Source organism: Heyndrickxia acidiproducens DSM 23148, assembly GCF_000374345.1.
Classification (GTDB): Bacteria; Bacillota; Bacilli; order Bacillales; family Bacillaceae_C; genus Weizmannia; species Weizmannia acidiproducens.
On record NZ_KB894003.1, the window covers coordinates 1 to 21,079 of the forward strand.

The window sequence follows — 21,079 nt, forward strand, 5'->3', positions numbered from 1 at the left end:
GAGCCGATAGCGCCCGCAGCTGGACAATAGAAAAGCGGAGGGCGCTTGCCCATCGGCGTACGGATTTCACCGGGTGCAAATTCCAACCGAAAAGCTTGTCGAAAAGCCGCTGTTGGGTTTACAATAAAGGCGCTGAATCCTTCTGACTTTTTCCACGATTATATGAATTCAGGGAGGCACAACAATGAAAATTATCTGTTTTGGCGACAGCATTACGAGAGGCGTTACATGTATACGGGGAAGGCTCCGCATTTTAAAAGACAATTACCCTGCAGCCCTTCAATCCTGTTTCAAACACAGCAGCGATACCGAAATTGTGAATAAAGGCGTTTTCAACGATAACTCCGACTTATTGGTGAAACGGCTTCAAAAAGATGTTATTCAGGAAAAGCCCGATGCTGTTTTGATCTGCATTGGCGGAAACGACTGCAACTTCAAATGGGATGAGGTGGCTAAACACCCTGAGGAAGCACATATACCGATTGTACCGCCCGACAGATATATTGCAAATCTTAAACATATTGTCGGCGAAATCAAGGAAAAAGGGATCACCCCCATCCTGCTGACACTGCCCCCGCTTGATCCAAAACGCTACTATCAATCCATTAGTGCTCGCTTTGGGAAAAGCATCAGCCACTGGATCGGTTTGACAGGAGGGATTGAACATTGGCACGGCAATTACAACCGCCGTTTAAAATCTTTAATTCAGCAATTAAATGTGTCAAGCATTGATGTGCGGTCTGCAATTAAAAAAGCAGGCGACCTTAAAGACCTGATCAGTGATGACGGAATCCATTTGACCGCCAAAGGCTACAACGTGATGGGAAGAAAAATTTTCAAAGAACTGTCCGCAATACAGCTGCCGGGCCGCTCCCTGACCCATCCGTAAGCAGCCGGGCGAAAGCTTTGAATATACGGCAGTTTTACTGCAAAAATGCCTTTTGCGGCGTCCCTTTTTAAAAGCAGCATTCCTTTTTCCGCTGAAAATGGCTGAATGCTAAGAAGGGGTCGTTTGAGGTTTTTTAGTTTCTCTATGGCTTATCACAGCGTAAATTTCTGCCATCATCATTTTTTAATAATCCTATTACAGATTTGTAATATCTTCTGTGTATAATACGAGTATCCCGGCTTCCGGAAAATGGGAATGACTATAGGACCGGTAAACGGGGTATAGCATGATGGGCTTCTATTCAGTGTGCGAGGCAGCCCGCAATCTGAGATGCTGAAAATGATGAATGGAGGATTCCTGATGTCAGCTACAAGCAGAAGCTCCTATTTTGACAATGCAAAATTTATTTTAATTTATCTGGTCGTGCTTGGGCATCTCATCAGCCCGTTTAAAGGCAATGATAATTTTTTGTTTACCTTGTATACCGTCATTTTCCTTTTTCATATGCCTGCTTTTATTTTGATCTCAGGCTATTTTTCAAAAAGTTTTAAAAAGAAAGGGCATCTTCTTAAAACGGTTAAAAAAATACTTGTTCCTTATTTAATTTTTCAAAGTATTTATTCCATTTATTATTATTTTACGGGTGTGGAACACAAACTTTCTTTTAACTACTTTGTCCCACATTGGTCATTATGGTTTTTGCTGAGTTTATTTTTTTGGAATATTTTTCTGTACTTTTTTGCCCGAATCCGCTGGACCGGCCTCGGGATTGCAGTTGTCCTGGGAATTGGCATTGGATATTGGGATGATGCCGGCAGCTTTCTAAGCCTGTCCCGCACATTTGTGTTTTTCCCGTATTTCCTGCTGGGGTATTTGCTTGAGCCGGCACATCTGCAAAAAATCAGAAGTATCCCTTATGGTGGGGCCATCGGGATTTCCATCCTTTGCGCTGCACTTTTGCTTGCAGGCTGGTCATTTCCAAAAGACGCGGTGCCATGGCTGCTCGGTGACACTTCCTACGCAGGAATGGGAGGGGAAAATCTGCTTGACGGAGCAATCCGGACCGGCCAGTATGCCGCCACTTTAATCTTGATTTTAGGATTTTTCCTGATCATTCCGAATAAAGGGTTCAAGCTTACCAAGATTGGCGAACGGACTTTATACGTCTATCTGCTGCACGGATTTATCATTAAGACGATGGAAACATTTGCATCCGGACATGTATTAGACTGGATCGCAAGCCATTATTTGCTGCTCATGATCTTTTCTTTCGCCATCTGCCTTTTCTCCGGCAGCTACTTTATGCGGAGATTTACAAAACCGATTATCGAACTTAAAATATAAAGAAAACCGGCGCTCCGGAAAGTGGTTAAACTTTTTAGAACGCCGGTTTTTTGCTGTTCATAAATATTTGCGCTGTACGCTTCGGCCGTCGTAGCTGAAGAGCATCTGTTTTTCTTCGACAATCGTTTCGATATGGACGCTCCTGCCCCATAGCTGTTGAAGATAAGGCAGCACTTTTTCCAGGTATTCCAAGTCCAGTTCAATGTCTTCATACCAATGCTTAATATATAATTCCCCATTTTTCATATAATCGCCATCCGTTACTGTTAAATACGGGAATCCGCCGTTTACACGCATGCTGACAAGCTGGTCGCGGATCTGCCGCCATTCTTTGTCCACGACCTTATAGTCACGCCCCTGTTTTTGGAATAAATACATGTCTTCCCTTGTCACCAGTTCTTTTGTCAAATAATTGCGCAGAAACGAAATGTCGGATTCGACTTCGCGGACTTCAAAGATTTTTTCGCGCCCTGTTCCTTCCTTAACCCCCCTTTTCTTCATTTCTTCGGTCGGATGGTTCCATCGTTCCTCGATGTCTTCAAAAATTTTTATCCCGAGATAATACGGGTTAATTCCCGTCCGTGACGGCTGTACCACACCGGCATTCAGCTTCGCATATTCAATTGCTTCATTTGTGGTCAAATCAAGTTCACGCATGATGCGCTGATGCCAAAAAGAAGCCCAGCCTTCGTTCATGATTTTTGTTTCCAGCTGCGGCCAGAAATACAGCATTTCTTCGCGGATCATGGTCATAATGTCGCGCTGCCAGTCTGTCAGTTCACGGCTGTATTGTTCAATAAACAGGACTATATCTTTTTCAGGGGCAGGCGGAAACTTTTTGCCTTTTTTTTCCGGCTGTTTTTCCGATTTCGCATCATCTAAACCCCATAGTTCATCGTAAGGGCCCGTTTTCCGTTTTGGTTCTTTCTCCCACTCTTCCTCTTCCTCCATTGTCCAGCTCAGTTTCGGCCGCATCAGGGACGGGTCAATATGTTCTTCAATCGCAAGCACCGCATCAATAAACGTTTCCACTTCCTTTTTTCCGTATTTGATTTCATAGGCGCGAATCCGTTCTGCGGTGGCCGCCATGCTTTCCACCATATCGCGCTTCGTATTTTGGAAGCGGACATTATTTTTGAAAAAGTCGCAGTGTGCCAATACATGTGCCACAATCAATTTATTCTGGACAAGTGAGTTCGAATCAAGCAAAAAGGCATAGCACGGATCGGAATTGATGACAAGCTCATAAATTTTGCTCAACCCCAAATCATATTGCAACTTCATTTTGAAAAACTGCTTGCCAAAACTCCAATGCGAAAACCGTGTTGGCATACCGTAAGCGCCAAATGTATAAATAATGTCGGCAGGGCAGACTTCGTACCGCATTGGATAAAAATCAAGCCCGAAACCGGTTGCGACTTCGGTAATTTCTTCAATCGCATATTGCAGGCTCTCCTGTTCGTTCATCCTGTTTCCTCCCCATCGTAAAATAATGCCGCTGGTTCACACCCTTTCTCCCAATGTATGAACAAATCAGAAAAAACATGAGGACAGAAAAGGATTTTTCTGATTTATATCGAATAAGGGATAAGAGTTGGACGATGAAGGGAAATGGCTTGTATTATAAATGCTTTCCTATTTTATAAATGGGAAACAGATTAACCAATAAAAGCAGGGCAGAGGCCATAAAGACGGCTGTGGCGCCGAAATGTTCACCAAACCAGCCTGCTGCAAGGGTAGCAAGGCCGAAAGCAATCAAAACCAGTACGCCCTGGGCAGCATATACATCCGGCAAAGCCCTAAAATCCGTTTCTGTCTGTATAACCGTATTTAAAATGACTTTTTTCAGTTGGTCAAAGCAGCCGTACAACAGCGACAAAATAAGGACAGCCGTTTTATTACTGCTGATGCCGAAAAGAAAGGTGGACAAGGCTGCCAGTAAGCAGCAGATCAACAAGGCGGCGGGCCGCTTTGTGGCGAAGAACCCGTGCATTCTAAACAGCAGTATGCCCGCCAAAATAAGGCCTGCAAAAAAGCTGCTGTTGATCAGCCCCCACCATATTTCGCCGGCATGGAGTTTTTGCTCAGTGAAAAACAGCAGTACTGCTGCTATCCATACAACATTGGCAATCGATTCGGTTAAATAAACAAGATGGGCGAGCCGCAGCGATTTTTTCTTCCATATCGCAAGCCAGCCTGCGCCAAGGCTTTTTGTGTACGATCGTAAGGAGCGCTTTCGGGCTTGTGCTCTTGCGTGTTTCGGCAGGCCGTACATAAGCAGCGCAGCACATAAGGATAAAAAGGCCGCGGCCCGGAACATACCAGCCGGCTGTATGACAGCTGTCAGAACACCGCCGATTGCCCAGCCGCTCAGCTGGGTGATTTGCGCTAATGACGATAACAGCCCGTTTGTTTTCAGGAGTTCTTCCCTGTTTGCAAGCGATGGAATCATTGAATTGGAAACCGGGAGCGACCATCCATCCAGAAAGGCGATCAGTGCCGCCAATACCAATATTACCGGCATCGAAAATGTCTGCCCGGCTGCCACTGTTTGAGCAGCGAACAAAATCGTTTTAAGTGTTTGCGAACCGGCAAGCAAATGCTTGAATGGGTAGCGGATGACAAGCACCGGCGCCAGGATGCTGCCGGTATATTTGGAAAATGTTATGATAAAAACAACAAAGGCCATTTGCTGCAGAGAACCGGTTAATGCGTTTACAGTTGTAAGGATTGCAATGATATAAAATATATCGCCGTAGTTGGCGAAAAATTGGCCGAGCCACAGATATTTGAAAGCTTTTGTCCGCATCATGATCCCCTTTCTTTTCGATTTTAAGCGGGTACTTGGGATTTTATGCATCACATCGGCTTGTTCTCACCTTGCTTTTTAGCATCCGATACATGCCAAATACCAACAGTGCGGATGTATGGCACACTCCAACTTTTTCTGCGTGCAAAAAAGAAGGATCCACATACAATAATGTTAAGGCCTTCAAAGAATTTGCTTTAACTTTGCAAATGCAGCAGAAAGGGGGCTATTGGGTGAATCCCATTGATTATGACCGCGCCTTATACTACACCCACCGTTCCCAGTGGGATAATTTATTAATCCTCATGGTGCGGACAAAGGATGATTTTCTTTCTAAAAAAATTGAACACGTCTTGCACGCGTATCATTTCTCGCATGATTATGCGGTAATTGAGCACTGTTTATATGGGTTATTCCGCTATTTGGACCATGCAAGTGAAGTATCGGAAACAAGCCATGAGGCGTACGCCTGCGATTAGTTTTGCCGCCGGCTGGTGCTGGTTTCCAGCCGGCAATACTGTAAGTTCATTTAAGCACTGCCGCTTTTCTTTGTCCAGCTGCGGCTCCTATTGGCTAGCGAATTTTCTTGCCCGCTCCCTGCGATAAGTCAACATCGGCTCGTCCCTCGCCGTGTTTCCTTTATCTCAGTCGCGGTCCATGAAATCCGTACGCCAATGAACAGTCGCCTCCGCTTTTCTTTGTCCAGCTGCGGCTCCTATTGGCTAGCGGATTTTCTTGCCCGCTCCCTGCGATAAGTCAACATCGGCTCGTCCCTCGCCGTGTTTCCTTTATCTCAGTCGCGGTCCATGAAATCCGTACGCCAATGAACAGTCGCCTCCGCTTTTCTTTGTCCAGCTGCAGGCGCTATCGGCTCGTTTTTCTATTTTACATCATACCCTGTTGAATACTATAATTTACAAGGCAGAGGATTGTTTTTTTACCAAGTCCTACTATATGAGGAGGAAAGGATTTGAAGGCGGAACGGAGAGAGAATATGTGGTTCTTCGCATGGGCTGTTGCGGTTGTTGCGATGTGCGGGAGCTTATACTTTTCGGAAATCAGGGGCTACGAACCATGTGAATTATGCTGGTACCAGCGGATTTTAATGTATCCAATGGCGATTTTAATCGGCATTTCAGTAGTAAGAAAAGAGTACCGTTTATCCCTGTACACAACGGTTTTATCAGGAATTGGAATGTTCGTCTCGCTTTATCATTACAGTTTGCAGAAATTTTCAATATTTTCAGACCATTCCCCGGCATGCGGAAGGGTTCCGTGTACAGCTGAATATATCAACTGGCTGGGGTTTATAACGATTCCTTTTCTTGCGCTCACAGCTTTTATCCTTATTTTTATTTCAAGTCTTCTTGTCTGGAAATGGACAACCTCCTCTTCCAACCCAAGTTGACAGGATCCGCTTTTATTTTGATCAATCAGGAGGATTAGGAATGAAAAAAGTCATTATATTTTTGACCATCATCATCGTTTTATTTGCCGGCATTGTGGCCGTCACAAAATATCAGCAAAACAAGGAAGCTAAAAACAATCCGTATGCAGGCGCCAAAAGCGTTAACGAGCTCAAGGCGGAAACAAAAGAGCAGCTGGATGATCCATTGTACCAAAACATTATTTTACCGAAAACTTTAAAAAGCAATCTAAATGCCGGCAAAGACGTGACTGTTTATTTTTACAGCCCGACATGCCCGCACTGCAAAAGGACAACCCCCATCGTTTCATCCGTTACCAAAGAAATGGGGATCGATCTCAAGCAATTTAACCTATATGAATTCGATAATGGCTGGGACGAGTATGCGATTAAATTCACGCCTACTGTCGTTTACTACGATAACGGGAAAGAAGTTGCGCGGATCGTCGGCGAACATACGAAAGCAGAATTCGAGTCGTGGTTCAAAAAAAATGTAAAATAGCAGCCAAAAGAAAAGGCACGGAATTATCCGTGCCTTTTCTTTTTAAATCAGCAAACGATTGGCAGCTTTGTTAAAAATACTGAAACCATTGTTTTTTTCTATTGAAAACTGGCTGAACGAGAATGGAAAATGCAAACCATTCTGTTCAAGAAAATACTTGTTAAATTCAAATAGCTCAATATAATATTGCTTTTTCTTTTCTTTCGCTTCCAATATCGAAATAATCGTCTGCAAACTGGAAATGATTTGATACCCCTCTTTTAAGGTACCGATTTGTTTATACGGAGAATCGGAAAGAGAAAGAACATTACTCGCTTGATATTCAACAATTTGTTCATCATTAAAATACTTTGGAAAGACTTCCGTGTACATATATTGTACCAATTCTTCTATTTTCTCTATTTGATCTTCAGTAGATGCAAATACGACTTTCACAAAAGACCCACCCTTTTAAATATGATACGCACAATTCTTATTATGTAAATAGCTGCCGCACCGCAACAAGCAGATAGTCCGCTTTTATAAATATTTTTGAAGAGCTTGGCGGCTGCACGACCCTTATGTTTATTACAAGAATAACACATCTCTACAGGCAAAAAAGATGGTAAATGTGACCATGGCCTTGAAGATCTGCCTGCCACTTCAGCATGCCAGGACTACATATTTTTATTTGGCGGGGGTACAGTATGTAAAAAGGATATGTATATAAAGTGAATTAAATACTTCAGGACCCGGCATCCAATTGCATGATTTTTACGTTTTACAGCTTTGTTCATCTTATATAGCTGCAAATTTTTATTTGGCACGGGCAATAACTTTGTAATCGCATTCACAATTTATTTTCGACATTCTTCTTTTATATTCGCACAAAATCAGATAAAATAAAGACGTTTGATAATTTAAAGCATACAGGAGGCTTACATATGGTATTTAAAAATAAGAAGGATAAGTTTGCCGTGCTGCTTGGAAATATCTCTACAAACCTCCGGGAAGCATCCAACTATTTTGCTGATTATAAACTTCATAATACAGAAGAATTGAAAATTTTTGCTGAAAAAATGAAGGAATATGAACGCAACGGTGATACATATGTCCACGATATGATTTTGGAACTCAATGATGCCTTTATTACCCCGATTGAACGCGAAGATCTTCTCGCCCTGACCAACAGCCTTGATGATGTCCTCGACGGCATTGAAGAATGCTCCGGGCTGCTCGAAATGTACAATATTACCACTGCAGATGAATTTATGATCCAATTTGTTGACAAGATCAGAAATTGTACTGCCGAAATTGAAAAAGCAATCGACATTGTTTTTTCGAAAAAGCTCGACAAAGTTCGTCCGCATGCGATCAAAATTAAAGAGTATGAGTCCCATGCCGATGATATTTTAAGGAAATCCCTGATTCACCTTTTTCAAAACGAAACAGACCCGATCCGCTTAATCAAATATAAAGATCTTTATGAAAGCCTGGAAGATGTTGCGGACTATTGCCAAACAGTGGCAAACATACTTGAGACAATTATTATGAAAAATGCGTAAGGAGTCTGTCGAATGGATAGCATTTTAATTTTGACGATTTTAATTGTGATTTTTGCATTTGGATTTGACTTTATCAATGGTTTCCATGATACGGCAAATGCGATTGCAACAGCCGTTTCCACAAAAGCCTTGAAGCCGCGACATGCCATTGTGATTGCAGCTACCATGAATTTTCTTGGTGCGATATCTTTTACGGGCGTCGCAAAAACGATCACGGAAAGCATTGTAAACCCTTTTAGCATGGATAACGGTCCGTTGGTCATTCTGGCCGCACTGATTTCTTCTATTATTTGGAACCTTATCACTTGGTATTTCGGGATCCCAAGCAGCTCATCCCACGCCATCATCGGCTCTATTGCAGGTGCCGCGATCGCGTCAGCAGGCTTCGGCGTAATCGAGTACAAAGGCTTTATTAATATTATCGAAGCATTGATTTTATCTCCGCTTCTCGCTTTTACGGTCGGCTTTATTGTTTACAGCATTTTCAAAGCGTCACTTAAAAATCTGAATCTTGCCAAGACAAACAAGCGGTTTAGAGTCATTCAAATTTTCACTGCAGCCCTGCAGTCCTATACGCACGGAACAAATGATGCGCAAAAATCAATGGGGATCATTACAATGGCGCTGATTACGAATAATTATATCTCAACAAGCGACATTCCATTGTGGGTCCAGATCGGTTGTGCCTGCGCAATGGGGCTTGGCACTTCGATCGGCGGATGGCGGATTATCAAAACAGTCGGCGCAAATATTATGAAAATTCGCCCGATTAACGGAGTGGCAGCCGATTTAAGCTCTGCCGCTGTCATTTTTGGCGCCACCTTTATCCATTTGCCTGTCAGCACGACACATGTCATTTCCTCTTCTATCCTTGGTGTCGGAACAGCCCACAGGGTCAAAGGCGTTAAATGGGACACTGCCAAAAGAATGGTGATTACCTGGGTCATTACCCTGCCAATCGCAGCTACATTATCCGCTGTAATCTTTATGCTGTTAAACCTTGTCTTTTAATACGATTGTACCAGAATAGAGCAATATGCTGATGTGAGGCAATGCTCTATTTTTATGTCCTTTTTAATGAATGCAGGATACGGGATTCGCAAAACCTAACAGTACCCATTCGTTACCTGGTTTTCATCATTTGTCCATATTTAAAAAAGTAATGGCAAAAAAATATTGCGTTCAGTCTTTAAAACGAATATTATAGAAGATGTGTTTTTAAAATGTTCGTGTTTTGGAGGTTTCATCATGTTTAAACTTCAAGAAAACGGTACGACGGTCAGAACAGAAATACTTGCAGGCTTCACTACCTTTCTGACGATGGTATATGTCATCGTCGTCAATCCGGCGGTTCTTTCAAGCACCGGTGTTCCTTTTGACCAGGTCTTTATCGCAACCATCATTGGCACCGTTGCGGGAACACTTTGGATGGCTTTATGTGCAAACTATCCGATTGCGATTGCACCGGGAATGGGGTTAAACGCCTATTTTGCTTTTTCTGTTGTCGGCACACACGGAAATATTTCATATACCACAGCTTTCGGCGCTGTATTTGTTGCAGGGATTATATTTTTCATTTTGTCTTTGACCCCTTTCCGGGAAAAATTAATTGAAGCAATCCCTGATAATTTGCGTTCCGGGATTACGGCCGGTATCGGTTTATTTATTGCCTTTATCGGGCTGCGCAGTTCCGGCATCATTGCCGCGGATAAAACAAATTTGGTCAGACTGGGCGATCTTCATTCGGCGTCTGCTGAACTTGCCCTCATCGGCCTCGCTGTTACGCTGATCTGCCTCGCGCTGAATATGAACGGCGCATTGTTCATCGGCATGATTGTAACCGGTCTGATCGCTTATTTTACCGGGCAATTGTCGTTTGACAAAGGATTTGTTTCGCTTCCGCATATGCCGCAGGGGCTTGTTGTTGAGCATCCGCTCTCGGCAATCGCCAATGTATTTACGCACAGCTTGTATGCGGTCGTCTTTTCATTTTTGCTCGTCACCATTTTTGATACAACCGGTACGATTGTAGGCGTGGCAAAACAAGCCGGGCTGATGAAAGGAAAATCCCTGCCGCGCGCACGGCGGGCCTTGTTGAGCGACTCAATCGGGACGGTTGCTGGTTCACTGTTTGGGACAAGCCCGACAAGCGCCTATATTGAATCTTCCTCGGGGGTTGCAGCAGGCGGCAGGACAGGGCTGACAACGGTTGTTGTTGCGGTTCTGTTCATTGCCTCGGCTTTCTTCAGCCCGCTTGTTGGTGCTGTAGCCGGTCTTGAAGCGATCACATCTCCGGCATTGATCATTGTCGGCAGTTTGATGATCGGGAGCATTTCCGATATTAAGTGGAGTCAAATTGATGAGGCGTTTCCGGCATTCCTGATCATTCTAATCATGCCGCTGACAGGCAGCATTTCAACTGGTATTGCATTAGGCTTCATTTCCTATCCGATTTTGAAAATTTTTAAAGGCAAATGGCGCGAAGTACATCCGTTTGTCTATATATTCGCGGTCCTTTTCTTTATCCAATTGGCATTTTTGCAATAAAAACAGCAGGCCTGGCACAAATGAAAGTGCCCGGCCTTTTTTTGGTGAACAGGATATGCCTGAATAGACTTTTTCATGTCTTTTTGTGCCTTGTTTATGTCTCTTCTCATTTTCTTGTCCGCTCCACGATTTTTCATCTACATGTTTTCTTTCATGCCTATTTGCCGTTGATTCACGCCTGCTTTTACATTATCCTGTCCATTCTACTTTTTTGTTTATTCAAACAGTCCGCTTTCCTTCCCTTTTCTTGTAAAACGTTCGGTCATACGGCTGAGCAGTTTCTTGGCGACGATCCCGAAAATGAGCGCAACTGCCAGAAATCCTGCCAGATAAACGATATCTGTGACCACAGCTTCCATCAGCATTCCGCCAACAGCTTCACGCATTAAGCCAATTCCGTAAGTAAATGGCAGCAGCGGATGAATATGTTGAAAAAAAGACGGTTCCATCTGGATTGGAAAAGTGCCGCCCGAACCGGAAATTTGCAGGACAAGCAGGACAATACCAAGTGCTTTTCCCGCATTGCCAAAAACAGAAACGAGTGTATAGACCATTACAGTAAAGACAGCCCCAATACCGATACCGAAAAAAATAAACCAGGCTTTTTCTTGCACATCCACATGCAAAATAAAAAGGTCACCCGCCGCCGTAATCGACGACTGGAAAAGCCCAATCGTTAAAAACAGCAGCAGTTTGCCGAAATAGACTTGCCAGCTGGCATGTGCGCCGTCATGATGGTGTTCAACCGACAGCAGGGATACCAGCAGCATTGCCCCCACCCAAAAAGACAGCACCGTATAAAACGGAGCCATGCCCGAACCGTAATTTTTGATTGGATATAGGACTTTTTCTTTCAGCGATACAGGCTGCTTTAAAAATTCGCTTTCTTCCTGTGCATCGTTCTTCAACAATTGAATCCACTGGTCTATATTTTCCTGTTTTTCAAAGGCTCGAATTTTATCAGCCAGTTTCCTGATTTTTCTCTCAGCAGCCGGCAGTTCCGTTTCAGCCGTTTTCAATTTTGCCTTTCCGATTGCAAGCCCGGTTTTTGTATCGCGGAGAATCGTCTGGATTTCCGGCAGGCTGCCTTCCAATTTTTGAAACAGTTTGTTTGCTTTTGCACTGTCCTGCCCGGCTTGTGACACAAATGTTTTTAAATCCGTGGCGATCTTTGCGCCATCGTTTCCAAGCAGGCTGCCGGCAATGGCCCCGGCACGGCCGGCTTCCTGCTGCAGGTCTGCCTGTAATGTTTTCGGCAGCAACCCGTTATTTACCTGTTGGAGAATTTTCCCGTTCAAATCCTGCTGTTTTTGAAAGGATTGGCTGAGTGCAGTAAACCGGGCTGCCATACGGATTAGATCCTGAGAATCTGTTTCTTCAGCAGCAGTTTTCAGCAAATCCCCGAACGCGTCAGACACCTGTTTGCTATTTCGCAAAATCATCGTATTTTTTGGCACTGTTTCTGCAATTTTCGGATTGTCTGCCAGCATACTCACCTGGTACGAGACTGCAGGGGCGGCATTCAGCGCTTCCAGTCCGGTTTTGATCACGGTATCCGTCTGTTCAAGCAAACTTTCGGTGTTTCCAAAAAAGCGGGTCATATCCCCTGAGACGGTTTTGCCGCGTTCTGCAAGCCGCATCACATCAGGCATCGCGGCTTCTGCCTGCTTTCTTACTGCGTCTGCTTTCGTAATATCCTGATCTGCCGTCCTGATGATCCGGTTTAGCTCCGGAATATCTCCCTCCAATCTAAAAACCCATGCTTTAAAGTTCGCGATATCCGGCAAATCCTTTTCAAGTTCAATGCCGATTTGATTAAACATTGTAAAGATCGTTTTGCTGACGGTTTTTACAAATGCTGAACTGATTTGCTGTGTAATGGCAGATGCACCCGACCCTGTTATTTTAGGAGCAATCGCATTGATTTTTTCATTTACGGTATAAGTAATGACCGGTTTCTCCGGCTTATCACTTAGGATGGAAACCAGTTTTTCCGAAAAATTTTCCGGTATGGTCAGGCTTGCATAATATTCTCCGGTCTTTACTCCGTGTGCGGCTTCCTTTTCCTGCACAAACCTCCAGCCGAGCGTTTTATTTTGTTTCAACTTTTTCACGACTTCATTACCGGCATGTACTTTTTTTCCGTTGATCGCTGTCCCCCGGTCCAAATTCACAACGGCTACCGCAATTCCTTTTGTGTGGCCGTATGGATCCCAGGATGCCTTGATGTTAAACCAGGCATACAATGATGGAAGAATGATCAAGGCGGCAATGATCAGGCTTGCTGCCCAGTTTGTTGTGATTTTTTTCAAATCGGTTGTATAAATCTTCCATACTTTTTCCATTGGCAGCCTCCAAATGTTATTGTACCTATATGTTTTCCAACCGTTTGAACTGTCATGTACACGCAAAAAAGCCTGTGCGTCTCCGGTCCCGCACAGGCTAGCGTCAAACAAGCCATTTTCCTTATGTAATTGATTTGCGGCCCGCACAAGCAGGCGTCTGCTGTAACGTAAATATTACGGATGAAAGCCGGTGCCCTCATTTTGCGGTTTTACAAGCGGCAAGTCCGCCATTTCACCGGCAAAGTCCGTATCCTTACACCTTATTCATGTCCGGATAACGCCAAAAACCTGCTTTATTTCCGACTGCAGCTGCTCCAGTAAAGGAAAAGAATGGTTCAGCGCAATACTTTCTGCAATACTTCGATAGTACCATTCCTGCTTTTCTTTTCCACGGCTGAACGCGTTCCACACGCTTTCCCCATTTTTTCGCAATCCTTCGTGTATCGTTTTCAAATTGTGGAGTTTATCTGCACATATGATCATACAAATTTCCTCTTCTGCCGTTTTTAATAGCTCGATGGTATGCTGTTTCCGTTCCTCCCAGCGCACATTTTTAGGCGGTTCGGTGCAGGCTTCAACAATGCGGGCAACATCGCTTCCAAACTCGTCTTTTATCTCCTCGTTTGTCACCGCAGTATCTTCAACCGTATCATGAAGAAGCGCTGCTGTGACCACTTCTTTGCGGCAGCCTTCTTTTAAAAGCATCATGGCAACCGCATACGGATGCGCAATATACGGAAGGTCGGACGCTTTCCGGTATTGGCCTTCATGTGCCTTTGCCGCAAACTCAATTGCTTTTTCTATGATTTCCATAAGAAATTCCTCTCTTCTCATTCAAAACCTACTCCTATCATCATACCAAAACGGCACAGCTATACATGAATGAAAATCGAAAAGTTCAGCACTATTTTTGGGTTTCAGAACATCAAAAAGGATCCTTGACCGGCACAAAGGCACGGAATATTTTTTCCTGTCCTCTCTGAATTGAAAAAGAAGCAGATCCCTGCTTCTTTTTCACGTTTTTATTGCCGCAGTCTGCGCTTTTGTTCCATCAATTTCTGCAGTTCCTTATCCATTTCCTGATATTCCGTACTGCCCGGAGCACATAAGCTGATTTTTCCAATGTACTCGGCAATTTTTGTCTCCAGAACGGCCAATTCTTCATTTCTTTCTTGCTGTGCTGCTTTTTCGCGGCCTTCTCTTTTCCCCGCTTCCACCCGCTGAATCCGTCCATCATCAAACAACAGCATTTTATTACACAGTTTTTCAATAAAATAACGGTCATGCGAAACGACCAGCAGCGTTCCTTGGAACATCGACAGTGTGTCTTCCATCTGCTCCCGGCTTGGCAAATCAAGGTGGTTTGTTGGTTCATCTAAAATTAAAACATCATATGCTTCTAAAACCATTTTCGCAAGCTTTACTTTTATCCTTTCACCCATGCTAAGGAATGCGAGTGGCTTCGATATTTTTTCCGGCCCCAGCTCCAAATTTGCCAAAGTCATCCTTGCTTTTGATATATCATCACGGTCCGCCGTGCCAATATATTGAAGTGCTGTTTTTTCAAGCGGCAGGCCCTGCATATCCTGGCTTAAATATGCAATCCGGAGCGAACCACTTTTCCAAATTTCCCCGGAAGTTGCCGGTTCTTCCCCCAGCAACATTCTGATCAGTGTTGTTTTGCCGCATCCATTCGGCCCCGATAAAGCGATATGCTCGCCGTCATTTACATAAAAACGGCTGTTCCGGAATAAAACGCGATCTCCGTAGGTTTTCGTTAAGTCTTTTACTTCGAGAATTCTTTGCCCGCGTTTTTGGCGCGTTTTAAAGTCGAAGCGAATGTCGGCATCTTCTTTCGGCTTATCCACTTTGTGTTTTGAAAGCTCAGATTCCAGCCTTTTTTGCTTGGATTTTATCTGTTTATCTATTTTCTTTGCCCTTACCCCATCGAATTCTTTTATGTTGTCCCCTTTTCCCGCTTCCCGATGTGCTTTATCCGACCATTGCTTGAGCGCAGTGATTTGCCGCTGCACCCGCTTTATATCTTTTTGCTGCTTTTCATATGCCTGTTTCTGCTGTCGCACATGAAATGCTTTTTTCTTGTAGAAAGCGGTATAGTTGCCTTCATAAATGGAAAGCTTTCCATCCTCCAATTCAAAAATTTTATTTGCCGTCCGATCCAGAAAATAGCGGTCATGGGAGATGATCAGGGCGGCCCCTTTGAAGGCAGCCAATGTATCAGCGAGCCAGTCGGTGCCTCTTTCATCAAGATGGTTGGTTGGCTCATCCAAAATGACAAACTCCGGCCGGGCAGCCCAAATTTCAGCCAGCGCCAATTTGAGGCGCTCGCCCCCGCTCATCCCCTTTTTTCTTTCTTCATTCCAGCTTTGAAGCCGGGAAAGTCCAAGTTCACTTGCAGTATGCAAAATCTCCCCGTTTTCTGCGAGATTTTTCCCGGTCACATCTCCGGCACCTGCCATTTGTGGGAGATAGCCAATTTTTAATGATGGCGGAAATTTAGAGAGGGTACCGCTATCCGCTTCCAATTGGCCAAGCAGAATTTTGGCGAGTGTTGTTTTCCCAGTACCGTTCCAACCAACGAGCCCGATTTTTTCTCCCGTATTTATTTTAAAAGAAATATCCTTTAATAGCGTACGATCTCCGAAACTTTTGCTGATATTCCTCGCTTCAAAAATGTCCATACAAAAACCTCCCCGGAAAATCCTGGAGAGGTTGGATTCAAAAAAGCCCGTAAAACCGTGTCAAAAAACACACATAAGCATCCCGTCTTAACAACAGAAGCTCATGTAATTTATGCTTGACCGGTAAAAAAGCGCAGACTAATCCAATTCTCCAGGTTTCCTCATTTTTTAGCCTATTCATGAGTAATCTCCCGTAAAATCAGATTAGTTCTTCATCGCTCCATATACCGTCCTTTTTCAGATTTATGTTCACAAATATTATATGTGAACATTTTTATCTCGTCAATATTCTGTCAACAAGAACGATTATAACAACCATCAACCGGCTCTGCATCATGTTTTCGGTGCTTAAACAGTTACGAAGCGCATTCGCTTATCCCACTCTAAACGGGCAGTAAGACTCCCACCTCAAGATTCAAGGTACGAAGAAGATAGGTGGGAGATCAAACTGCCCGTAAAGGTCCGATTGGTTCAACTAACCATCAGTGGGGGATGAAGGAAAACCCCCACTGATGGAAGTTTCACTTTATCTTTTCTGGAGTGATCAATGCCTGGGATGAAGCGGTTATATATCACCAAATTTTCTTTGCCTTCTTTAAATCTTCTAAACGAATAGGGTACCTTTGCATTGAGTTTGGGCAAATCTTATTGTATTCCTTTATCTTTTCATTTATTATTTTTATATCCTTCGTTGTTATGGAGCGGATGCCGCGAACAGCGTGCTCAAAAAAAATCAACAGGCTCCTCACCTGTTGATTTTTTTATGCCAAAGCCTTACTTTCTTCTTTGGAAAAAAATGTTTTCATTGCATTAAACACATCCGGTTTCTGCTTTAGCACGTAGTATTTGAATTTCTCATCTTTAATATTTTTATAAGCTGACATCAGCGTGGAGTGCCGATTGTACTGGTTGACCTCGCCATAATAGAACATATTCGAAACTTTCATGATTTCTTCCACAAGCTTGACGCATCTTGCATTGTCAGATGTCAGGTTGTCGCCGTCCGAAAAGTGGAACGGATAGATATTAAAGCGGTACGGATCATATTTTTCATCAATCAGGCTCAAGGCTTTCCGGTATGCGGATGAACAAATGGTGCCGCCGCTTTCGCCTTTTGAAAAGAAATCCTCTTCCGATACCACCTTTGCCTCAGTATGGTGGGCGATGAACTCAATATCTACCGTTTCATATTTCGTCCGTAAAAACCGTGTCATCCAGAAGAAAAAGCTGCGCGCCATGTACTTTTCCCAGATGCCCATACTTCCGCTTGTATCCATCATCGCCAGCACAACCGCTTTGGATTCCGGTTTTTCGACTTCATTCCATGTCCTGAACTTCAGGTCTTCCGGCACGATTGGATGAAAACTCGGTTTTCCATTCATCGCATTGCGTTTAAAGGCGGACATCATCGTCCGTTTTTTATCGATATTTCCCATTAACCCGGTTTTGCGGATATCATTAAATTCAATATCCTCCACCGTATTTTGGTCCCTTTCTTTCCGCTGCAGATTCGGCAGCTCGAGCTGGCTGAAGAGGGCTTCTTCAATTTCCATCATCGATACTTCTGCTTCGTAATAATCTTCCCCGGGCTGGTCGCCTGCCCCCTGCCCTTTGCCCGGCCCTTGCTCGGGAGAACCATCGCGCGCCACGACATCGCCGATTTGGGTATCGCCGGTTCCCTGGCCAACATGCTTATTTTTATCATAATTATAGCGGATTTTATATTCATCCAAAGATCGGATCGGGATTTTCACGACATCACGGCCGTCTGACATAATAATGCTTTCTTCCGTGATCAAATCCGGCAGATTATTGCGGATCGCTTCCTGGACCTTTTCCTGGTGGCGGACCTGATCGTCATGGCCTTTGCGGTGAAGCGACCAGTCTTCCTGTGAAATGACAAAATGCTTCTGATCCTGCTTTTCCATACTCATCCTCCCTCGTTTATAAAAATTTCCAGTTTTTATCTGATCCTTGTGTCACCGATTGCCTTCCCATTTCATATACTATTTTGGCTGAAAAGTATAAGACCCCAATTTAAATAGAATGAATTACTTTATACTATGCAGGGATTCTAAATGTTTGACACCTTTCTTGCAAAATGGCCGAATCCCAGCCTGGTTAAAAAGAAAGGGCCAGGCCCAAATGCCTAACCCGGATTATCGTAATATTAACGGTTTAACAAGCTTCCTACATAACGCAGCAGCTCATTTGCGGATGTCGAATTATAACCATAATCGTCAATCAAACGCGCAACCACTTCATTGATTTTCTTTAATTGCTGTTCATCCGGCGTTTTCGTCGAAGTTGTAATCTTGACGACGTCTTTTAAATCCGAGAACAGTTTTTTCTGGATGGCTTCGCGCAGGCGGTCATGGGAATTGTAGTCAAACCGTTTTCCTTTACGCGCATACGCGGAGATGCGGATTAAAATTTCTTCGCGGAACGCTTTTTTCGCATTCTCGGAGATGCCGATCTGTTCTTCGATGGAACGCATTAATTTTTCATCCGGATTAATTTCGTCGCCGGTCAGCGGGTCGCGCAGTTTGACTTTGTTGCAGAACGCTTCCACATTATCAAGATAATTGTCCATCAATGTTTTCGCAGATTCCTCATAGGAGTAGACAAAGGCTTTCTGTACTTCCTTTTTCGCCAGTTCATCGTATTCTTTCCGGGCCAACGAAATAAAGTTGATATACTTTTCTCGTGTTTCCTGGGTGATGGACGGATGCTGGTCAAGGCCTTCTTTTAAGGACAGCAGTACATCCAAAGCATTGATGGATTTGACTTCTTTGCGAATGATCGTGGAGGAAATGCGGTTGATGACATAGCGCGGATCAATGCCGAACATGCCTTCATCCTGGTACTCATTTTTCAATTCCTTCACGTCCTGGGAATTATAGCCTTCGACCGCCATCCCGTCATACAGGCGCATTTTTTTCAAAAGATCAATATCCCCGCGTTTTGGCTCTTTTAATCTCGTTAAAATCGTAAACATGGCCGCGACTTTGAGCGTATGCGGTGCAATATGGACATCGGCCACATCGCTTTCATGAATCATTTTCTCATAAATTTTTTCTTCTTCTGATACCCTCAAGTTATAGGGAACAGGCATCACGATGATCCGCGAATGCAGCGCTTCGTTTTTCTTATTGGCGATAAATGAGCGGTATTCCGTTTCATTCGTATGGGCGACGATCAGTTCATCTGCCGAAATGAGCGCGAACCGGCCCGCTTTGAAATTGCCTTCCTGTGTAAGCGACAGCAGATGCCAGAGGAATTTTTCATCACATTTAAGCATTTCCTGGAATTCCATCAAACCGCGGTTGGCTTTATTCAATTCGCCGTCAAAACGGTAAGCGCGCGGATCGGACTCCGAACCGAACTCGGCAATCGTGGAAAAGTCAATGCTCCCCGTTAGATCGGCAATGTCCTGTGACTTCGGATCAGACGGGCTGAAGGTACCGACCCCAATCCGTTTGTCTTCCGAGAAAAATATCCTTTCAACAAGGACATCTTCAATCCGTCCCCCGTATTCCTCTTCAAGCCTGAGCATATTTAAAGGCGATAAATTTCCTTCAACGCGGATTCCATATTCCTCGAAGAATTCGCCCCGCAAGTGCTGCGGAATAAGATGCAGCGGATCTTCATGCATCGGGCAGCCTTTGATCGCGTAAACAGCTCCCTGTTCTGTCCGCGAATAGGCCTCTATTCCCCTTTTTAGCATCGTAACCAGCGTCGACTTCCCGCCGCTGACAGGCCCCATCAACAACAAAATCCGTTTTCTGACGTCCAGCCTTTTTGCGGCCGGGTGAAAATATTCCTCCACTAATTTTTCAAGCGCCTCTTCCAACCCGAATAATTGATGACTGAAAAAACGGTATTTTTTTACCCCGTCAATTTCCTCTACGCCGGCATCCTTGATCATATTGTAAACACGGGAATGAGCGGATTGAGCAACCCATGGCTTTTCCTTTAACAATGCAAGATAGTCCCCAAACGTTCCTTCCCACTTCAGCTTTTCCTCTTCTTCACGATAGTTTTCCAGCCTTCTCAGAATATCCATTTAGTACCTCCCCTTGTCATCTTGTTGAAGAGACGTTTATATAATCTATGCACCCAAGCTAATGAACATGATTAAAAGAGGCAAAGTCATGCCGGAATAACCTGCTGCTTTCCGGAAGCGGCACAATTCTTGCATACGGCCGGCCTGTTATTTTAAACCGTTACACATTTCAGTCAAATTCGGTTATAATGAAATCCACCGGTAATTTTCATCAGCACGAACGGATATATTGTTTTATAAGGGGAAGGAGGCTTTGAAGCAGTGAAAACATTGTTGATCGTGATGGTAGCGGCTTCATTTTTATCAGCCATCTTTACGGCAGGTTATGAAGATAAAGCGGAGAATTTTCGCGAATAAAAAAAACCGGCCCCGCTTGATGCCTATATCTTGCGGGAGCGGGGCTTTTTTATCCTTTTTAAGCAAGGGGCGTTCATTCCATGCCGGGGTAATGCTGCTGCCGCAGTGCTTCGTACACCAGGATTGCAGCTGTATTGGACAGGTTCAAAGAGCGTACTTTGTCTGTCATCGGGATACGCAGGCAACGGTCTTTATTTTTTTCAATCAGGTCTTTCGGAAGCCCTGTCGTTTCACGGCCGAACATAAAATATAATTCCTTTTCTGTATTGCTGAAATCATAATCTGTAAAAGGCTTCTCGCCAAAAGTTTCGATATAGTAAAATTCGCCGCCCTGATTCTGATCAAAAAACTCTTCCAAAGAATCATAATAGACGATATGAACGAATTTCCAATAATCAAGGCCGGCCCTTTTCAGCATTTTATCATCCGTTGAAAAGCCGAGCGGGCGGATCAAATGCAGGGTCGTTCCTGTTCCCGCGCATGTACGCGCAATATTCCCCGTATTAGCGGGAATTTCCGGCTGGTATAATACTACATGTAAGCTCAAA

General features: G+C 44.1%; 17 protein-coding genes. 8 read left to right on the forward strand and 9 right to left on the reverse strand.

Translation table 11 applies throughout. The features are described 5' to 3' along the window. Nucleotides 1-184 precede the first annotated feature (184 nt). Both C232_RS0111085 and C232_RS0111090 read left to right on the forward strand, forming a co-directional pair. Nucleotides 185-889, forward strand: coding sequence for an SGNH/GDSL hydrolase family protein (locus tag C232_RS0111085; protein ID WP_018664090.1), 705 nt, complete (start codon nucleotides 185-187; stop codon nucleotides 887-889). 360 nt (nucleotides 890-1,249) lie between these two features. Continuing rightward, nucleotides 1,250-2,233 carry an acyltransferase family protein gene (locus C232_RS0111090; protein ID WP_018664091.1) on the forward strand — a complete coding sequence of 328 codons (984 nt, stop codon included), beginning with the start codon at nucleotides 1,250-1,252 and terminating at the stop codon, nucleotides 2,231-2,233. Nucleotides 2,234-2,290: 57 nt separating this feature from the next. On the opposite strand, the gene C232_RS0111095 is transcribed toward C232_RS0111090, so the two are convergent. Both C232_RS0111095 and C232_RS0111100 read right to left on the reverse strand, forming a co-directional pair. Further along, on the reverse strand, nucleotides 2,291-3,700 hold the full coding sequence (locus C232_RS0111095; RefSeq protein ID WP_018664092.1) for a SpoVR family protein: 1,410 nt from the start codon (nucleotides 3,698-3,700) through the stop codon (nucleotides 2,291-2,293). Nucleotides 3,701-3,854: 154 nt separating this feature from the next. After that, nucleotides 3,855-5,042 carry an MFS transporter gene (locus C232_RS0111100; protein WP_018664093.1) on the reverse strand — a complete coding sequence of 396 codons (1,188 nt, stop codon included), beginning with the start codon at nucleotides 5,040-5,042 and terminating at the stop codon, nucleotides 3,855-3,857. Nucleotides 5,043-5,275: 233 nt separating this feature from the next. Here C232_RS0111100 and C232_RS0111105 point away from each other — a divergent pair, with 233 nt between their 5' ends. The 3 genes from C232_RS0111105 to C232_RS0111115 all read left to right on the forward strand — a co-directional run bounded on the left by C232_RS0111105 (nucleotide 5,276) and on the right by C232_RS0111115 (nucleotide 6,970). Further along, the gene (locus C232_RS0111105) at nucleotides 5,276-5,521 is read left to right on the forward strand and encodes a YhdB family protein (RefSeq protein ID WP_018664094.1); all 246 of its coding nucleotides are present in this window, start codon (nucleotides 5,276-5,278) and stop codon (nucleotides 5,519-5,521) included. Nucleotides 5,522-6,012: 491 nt separating this feature from the next. Further along, complete coding sequence (locus C232_RS0111110; protein ID WP_018664095.1) at nucleotides 6,013-6,450, forward strand: disulfide oxidoreductase; 438 nt, start codon at nucleotides 6,013-6,015, stop codon at nucleotides 6,448-6,450. 40 nt (nucleotides 6,451-6,490) lie between these two features. Then, nucleotides 6,491-6,970, forward strand: coding sequence for a thioredoxin family protein (locus tag C232_RS0111115; RefSeq protein WP_018664096.1), 480 nt, complete (start codon nucleotides 6,491-6,493; stop codon nucleotides 6,968-6,970). 42 nt (nucleotides 6,971-7,012) lie between these two features. Here the strand turns inward: C232_RS0111115 and C232_RS0111120 are convergent, their stop codons facing one another. After that, nucleotides 7,013-7,405: a DUF5365 family protein gene (locus tag C232_RS0111120; protein WP_018664097.1), complete on the reverse strand. Its 393-nt coding sequence runs from the start codon at nucleotides 7,403-7,405 to the stop codon at nucleotides 7,013-7,015. Nucleotides 7,406-7,893: 488 nt separating this feature from the next. On the opposite strand from C232_RS0111120, the gene C232_RS0111125 reads away from it, so the two are divergent. The 3 genes from C232_RS0111125 to C232_RS0111135 all read left to right on the forward strand — a co-directional run bounded on the left by C232_RS0111125 (nucleotide 7,894) and on the right by C232_RS0111135 (nucleotide 11,061). Next, the gene (locus C232_RS0111125) at nucleotides 7,894-8,514 is read left to right on the forward strand and encodes a DUF47 domain-containing protein (protein ID WP_018664098.1); all 621 of its coding nucleotides are present in this window, start codon (nucleotides 7,894-7,896) and stop codon (nucleotides 8,512-8,514) included. Between the two features lie 12 nt (nucleotides 8,515-8,526). After that, the gene (locus C232_RS0111130) at nucleotides 8,527-9,525 is read left to right on the forward strand and encodes an inorganic phosphate transporter (protein ID WP_018664099.1); all 999 of its coding nucleotides are present in this window, start codon (nucleotides 8,527-8,529) and stop codon (nucleotides 9,523-9,525) included. A gap of 237 nt (nucleotides 9,526-9,762) precedes the next feature. Then, nucleotides 9,763-11,061 carry an NCS2 family permease gene (locus C232_RS0111135; RefSeq protein ID WP_018664109.1) on the forward strand — a complete coding sequence of 433 codons (1,299 nt, stop codon included), beginning with the start codon at nucleotides 9,763-9,765 and terminating at the stop codon, nucleotides 11,059-11,061. Nucleotides 11,062-11,276: 215 nt separating this feature from the next. Here the strand turns inward: C232_RS0111135 and C232_RS0111140 are convergent, their stop codons facing one another. From C232_RS0111140 to trmL, 6 genes are all read right to left on the reverse strand, one after another. After that, nucleotides 11,277-13,406, reverse strand: coding sequence for a YhgE/Pip domain-containing protein (locus tag C232_RS0111140; protein WP_018664110.1), 2,130 nt, complete (start codon nucleotides 13,404-13,406; stop codon nucleotides 11,277-11,279). 264 nt (nucleotides 13,407-13,670) lie between these two features. Then, complete coding sequence (locus tag C232_RS0111145) at nucleotides 13,671-14,219, reverse strand: HD domain-containing protein (protein ID WP_026314584.1); 549 nt, start codon at nucleotides 14,217-14,219, stop codon at nucleotides 13,671-13,673. Nucleotides 14,220-14,428: 209 nt separating this feature from the next. Beyond that, complete coding sequence (gene abc-f, locus C232_RS0111150; RefSeq protein WP_018664112.1) at nucleotides 14,429-16,108, reverse strand: ribosomal protection-like ABC-F family protein; 1,680 nt, start codon at nucleotides 16,106-16,108, stop codon at nucleotides 14,429-14,431. A 761-nt stretch (nucleotides 16,109-16,869) separates the two neighbouring features. Beyond that, complete coding sequence (gene yhbH / locus C232_RS0111160) at nucleotides 16,870-18,036, reverse strand: sporulation protein YhbH (protein WP_018664114.1); 1,167 nt, start codon at nucleotides 18,034-18,036, stop codon at nucleotides 16,870-16,872. Nucleotides 18,037-18,278: 242 nt separating this feature from the next. Then, nucleotides 18,279-20,174 carry a PrkA family serine protein kinase gene (locus tag C232_RS0111165; RefSeq protein WP_018664115.1) on the reverse strand — a complete coding sequence of 632 codons (1,896 nt, stop codon included), beginning with the start codon at nucleotides 20,172-20,174 and terminating at the stop codon, nucleotides 18,279-18,281. Nucleotides 20,175-20,604: 430 nt separating this feature from the next. After that, complete coding sequence (gene trmL, locus C232_RS0111175; protein WP_018664118.1) at nucleotides 20,605-21,078, reverse strand: tRNA (uridine(34)/cytosine(34)/5-carboxymethylaminomethyluridine(34)-2'-O)-methyltransferase TrmL; 474 nt, start codon at nucleotides 21,076-21,078, stop codon at nucleotides 20,605-20,607. Nucleotide 21,079: the final 1 nt, after the last annotated feature.

Bases quoted from the DNA above. Each gene is read 5' to 3' on its own strand.
- C232_RS0111090 (WP_018664091.1), top strand. From the start codon at position 1,250: ATGTCAGCTACAAGCAGAAGCTCCTATTTTGACAATGCAAAATTTATT.
- C232_RS0111095 (WP_018664092.1), bottom strand. From the start codon at position 3,700: ATGAACGAACAGGAGAGCCTGCAATATGCGATTGAAGAAATTACCGAA.
- C232_RS0111115 (WP_018664096.1), top strand. From the start codon at position 6,491: ATGAAAAAAGTCATTATATTTTTGACCATCATCATCGTTTTATTTGCC.
- C232_RS0111145 (WP_026314584.1), bottom strand. From the start codon at position 14,219: ATGGAAATCATAGAAAAAGCAATTGAGTTTGCGGCAAAGGCACATGAA.
- C232_RS0111140 (WP_018664110.1), bottom strand. From the start codon at position 13,406: ATGGAAAAAGTATGGAAGATTTATACAACCGATTTGAAAAAAATCACA.
- yhbH (WP_018664114.1), bottom strand. From the start codon at position 18,036: ATGGAAAAGCAGGATCAGAAGCATTTTGTCATTTCACAGGAAGACTGG.
- C232_RS0111100 (WP_018664093.1), bottom strand. From the start codon at position 5,042: ATGCGGACAAAAGCTTTCAAATATCTGTGGCTCGGCCAATTTTTCGCC.
- C232_RS0111085 (WP_018664090.1), top strand. From the start codon at position 185: ATGAAAATTATCTGTTTTGGCGACAGCATTACGAGAGGCGTTACATGT.
- C232_RS0111125 (WP_018664098.1), top strand. From the start codon at position 7,894: ATGGTATTTAAAAATAAGAAGGATAAGTTTGCCGTGCTGCTTGGAAAT.
- C232_RS0111165 (WP_018664115.1), bottom strand. From the start codon at position 20,174: ATGGATATTCTGAGAAGGCTGGAAAACTATCGTGAAGAAGAGGAAAAG.
- abc-f (WP_018664112.1), bottom strand. From the start codon at position 16,108: ATGGACATTTTTGAAGCGAGGAATATCAGCAAAAGTTTCGGAGATCGT.
- C232_RS0111130 (WP_018664099.1), top strand. From the start codon at position 8,527: ATGGATAGCATTTTAATTTTGACGATTTTAATTGTGATTTTTGCATTT.
- C232_RS0111135 (WP_018664109.1), top strand. From the start codon at position 9,763: ATGTTTAAACTTCAAGAAAACGGTACGACGGTCAGAACAGAAATACTT.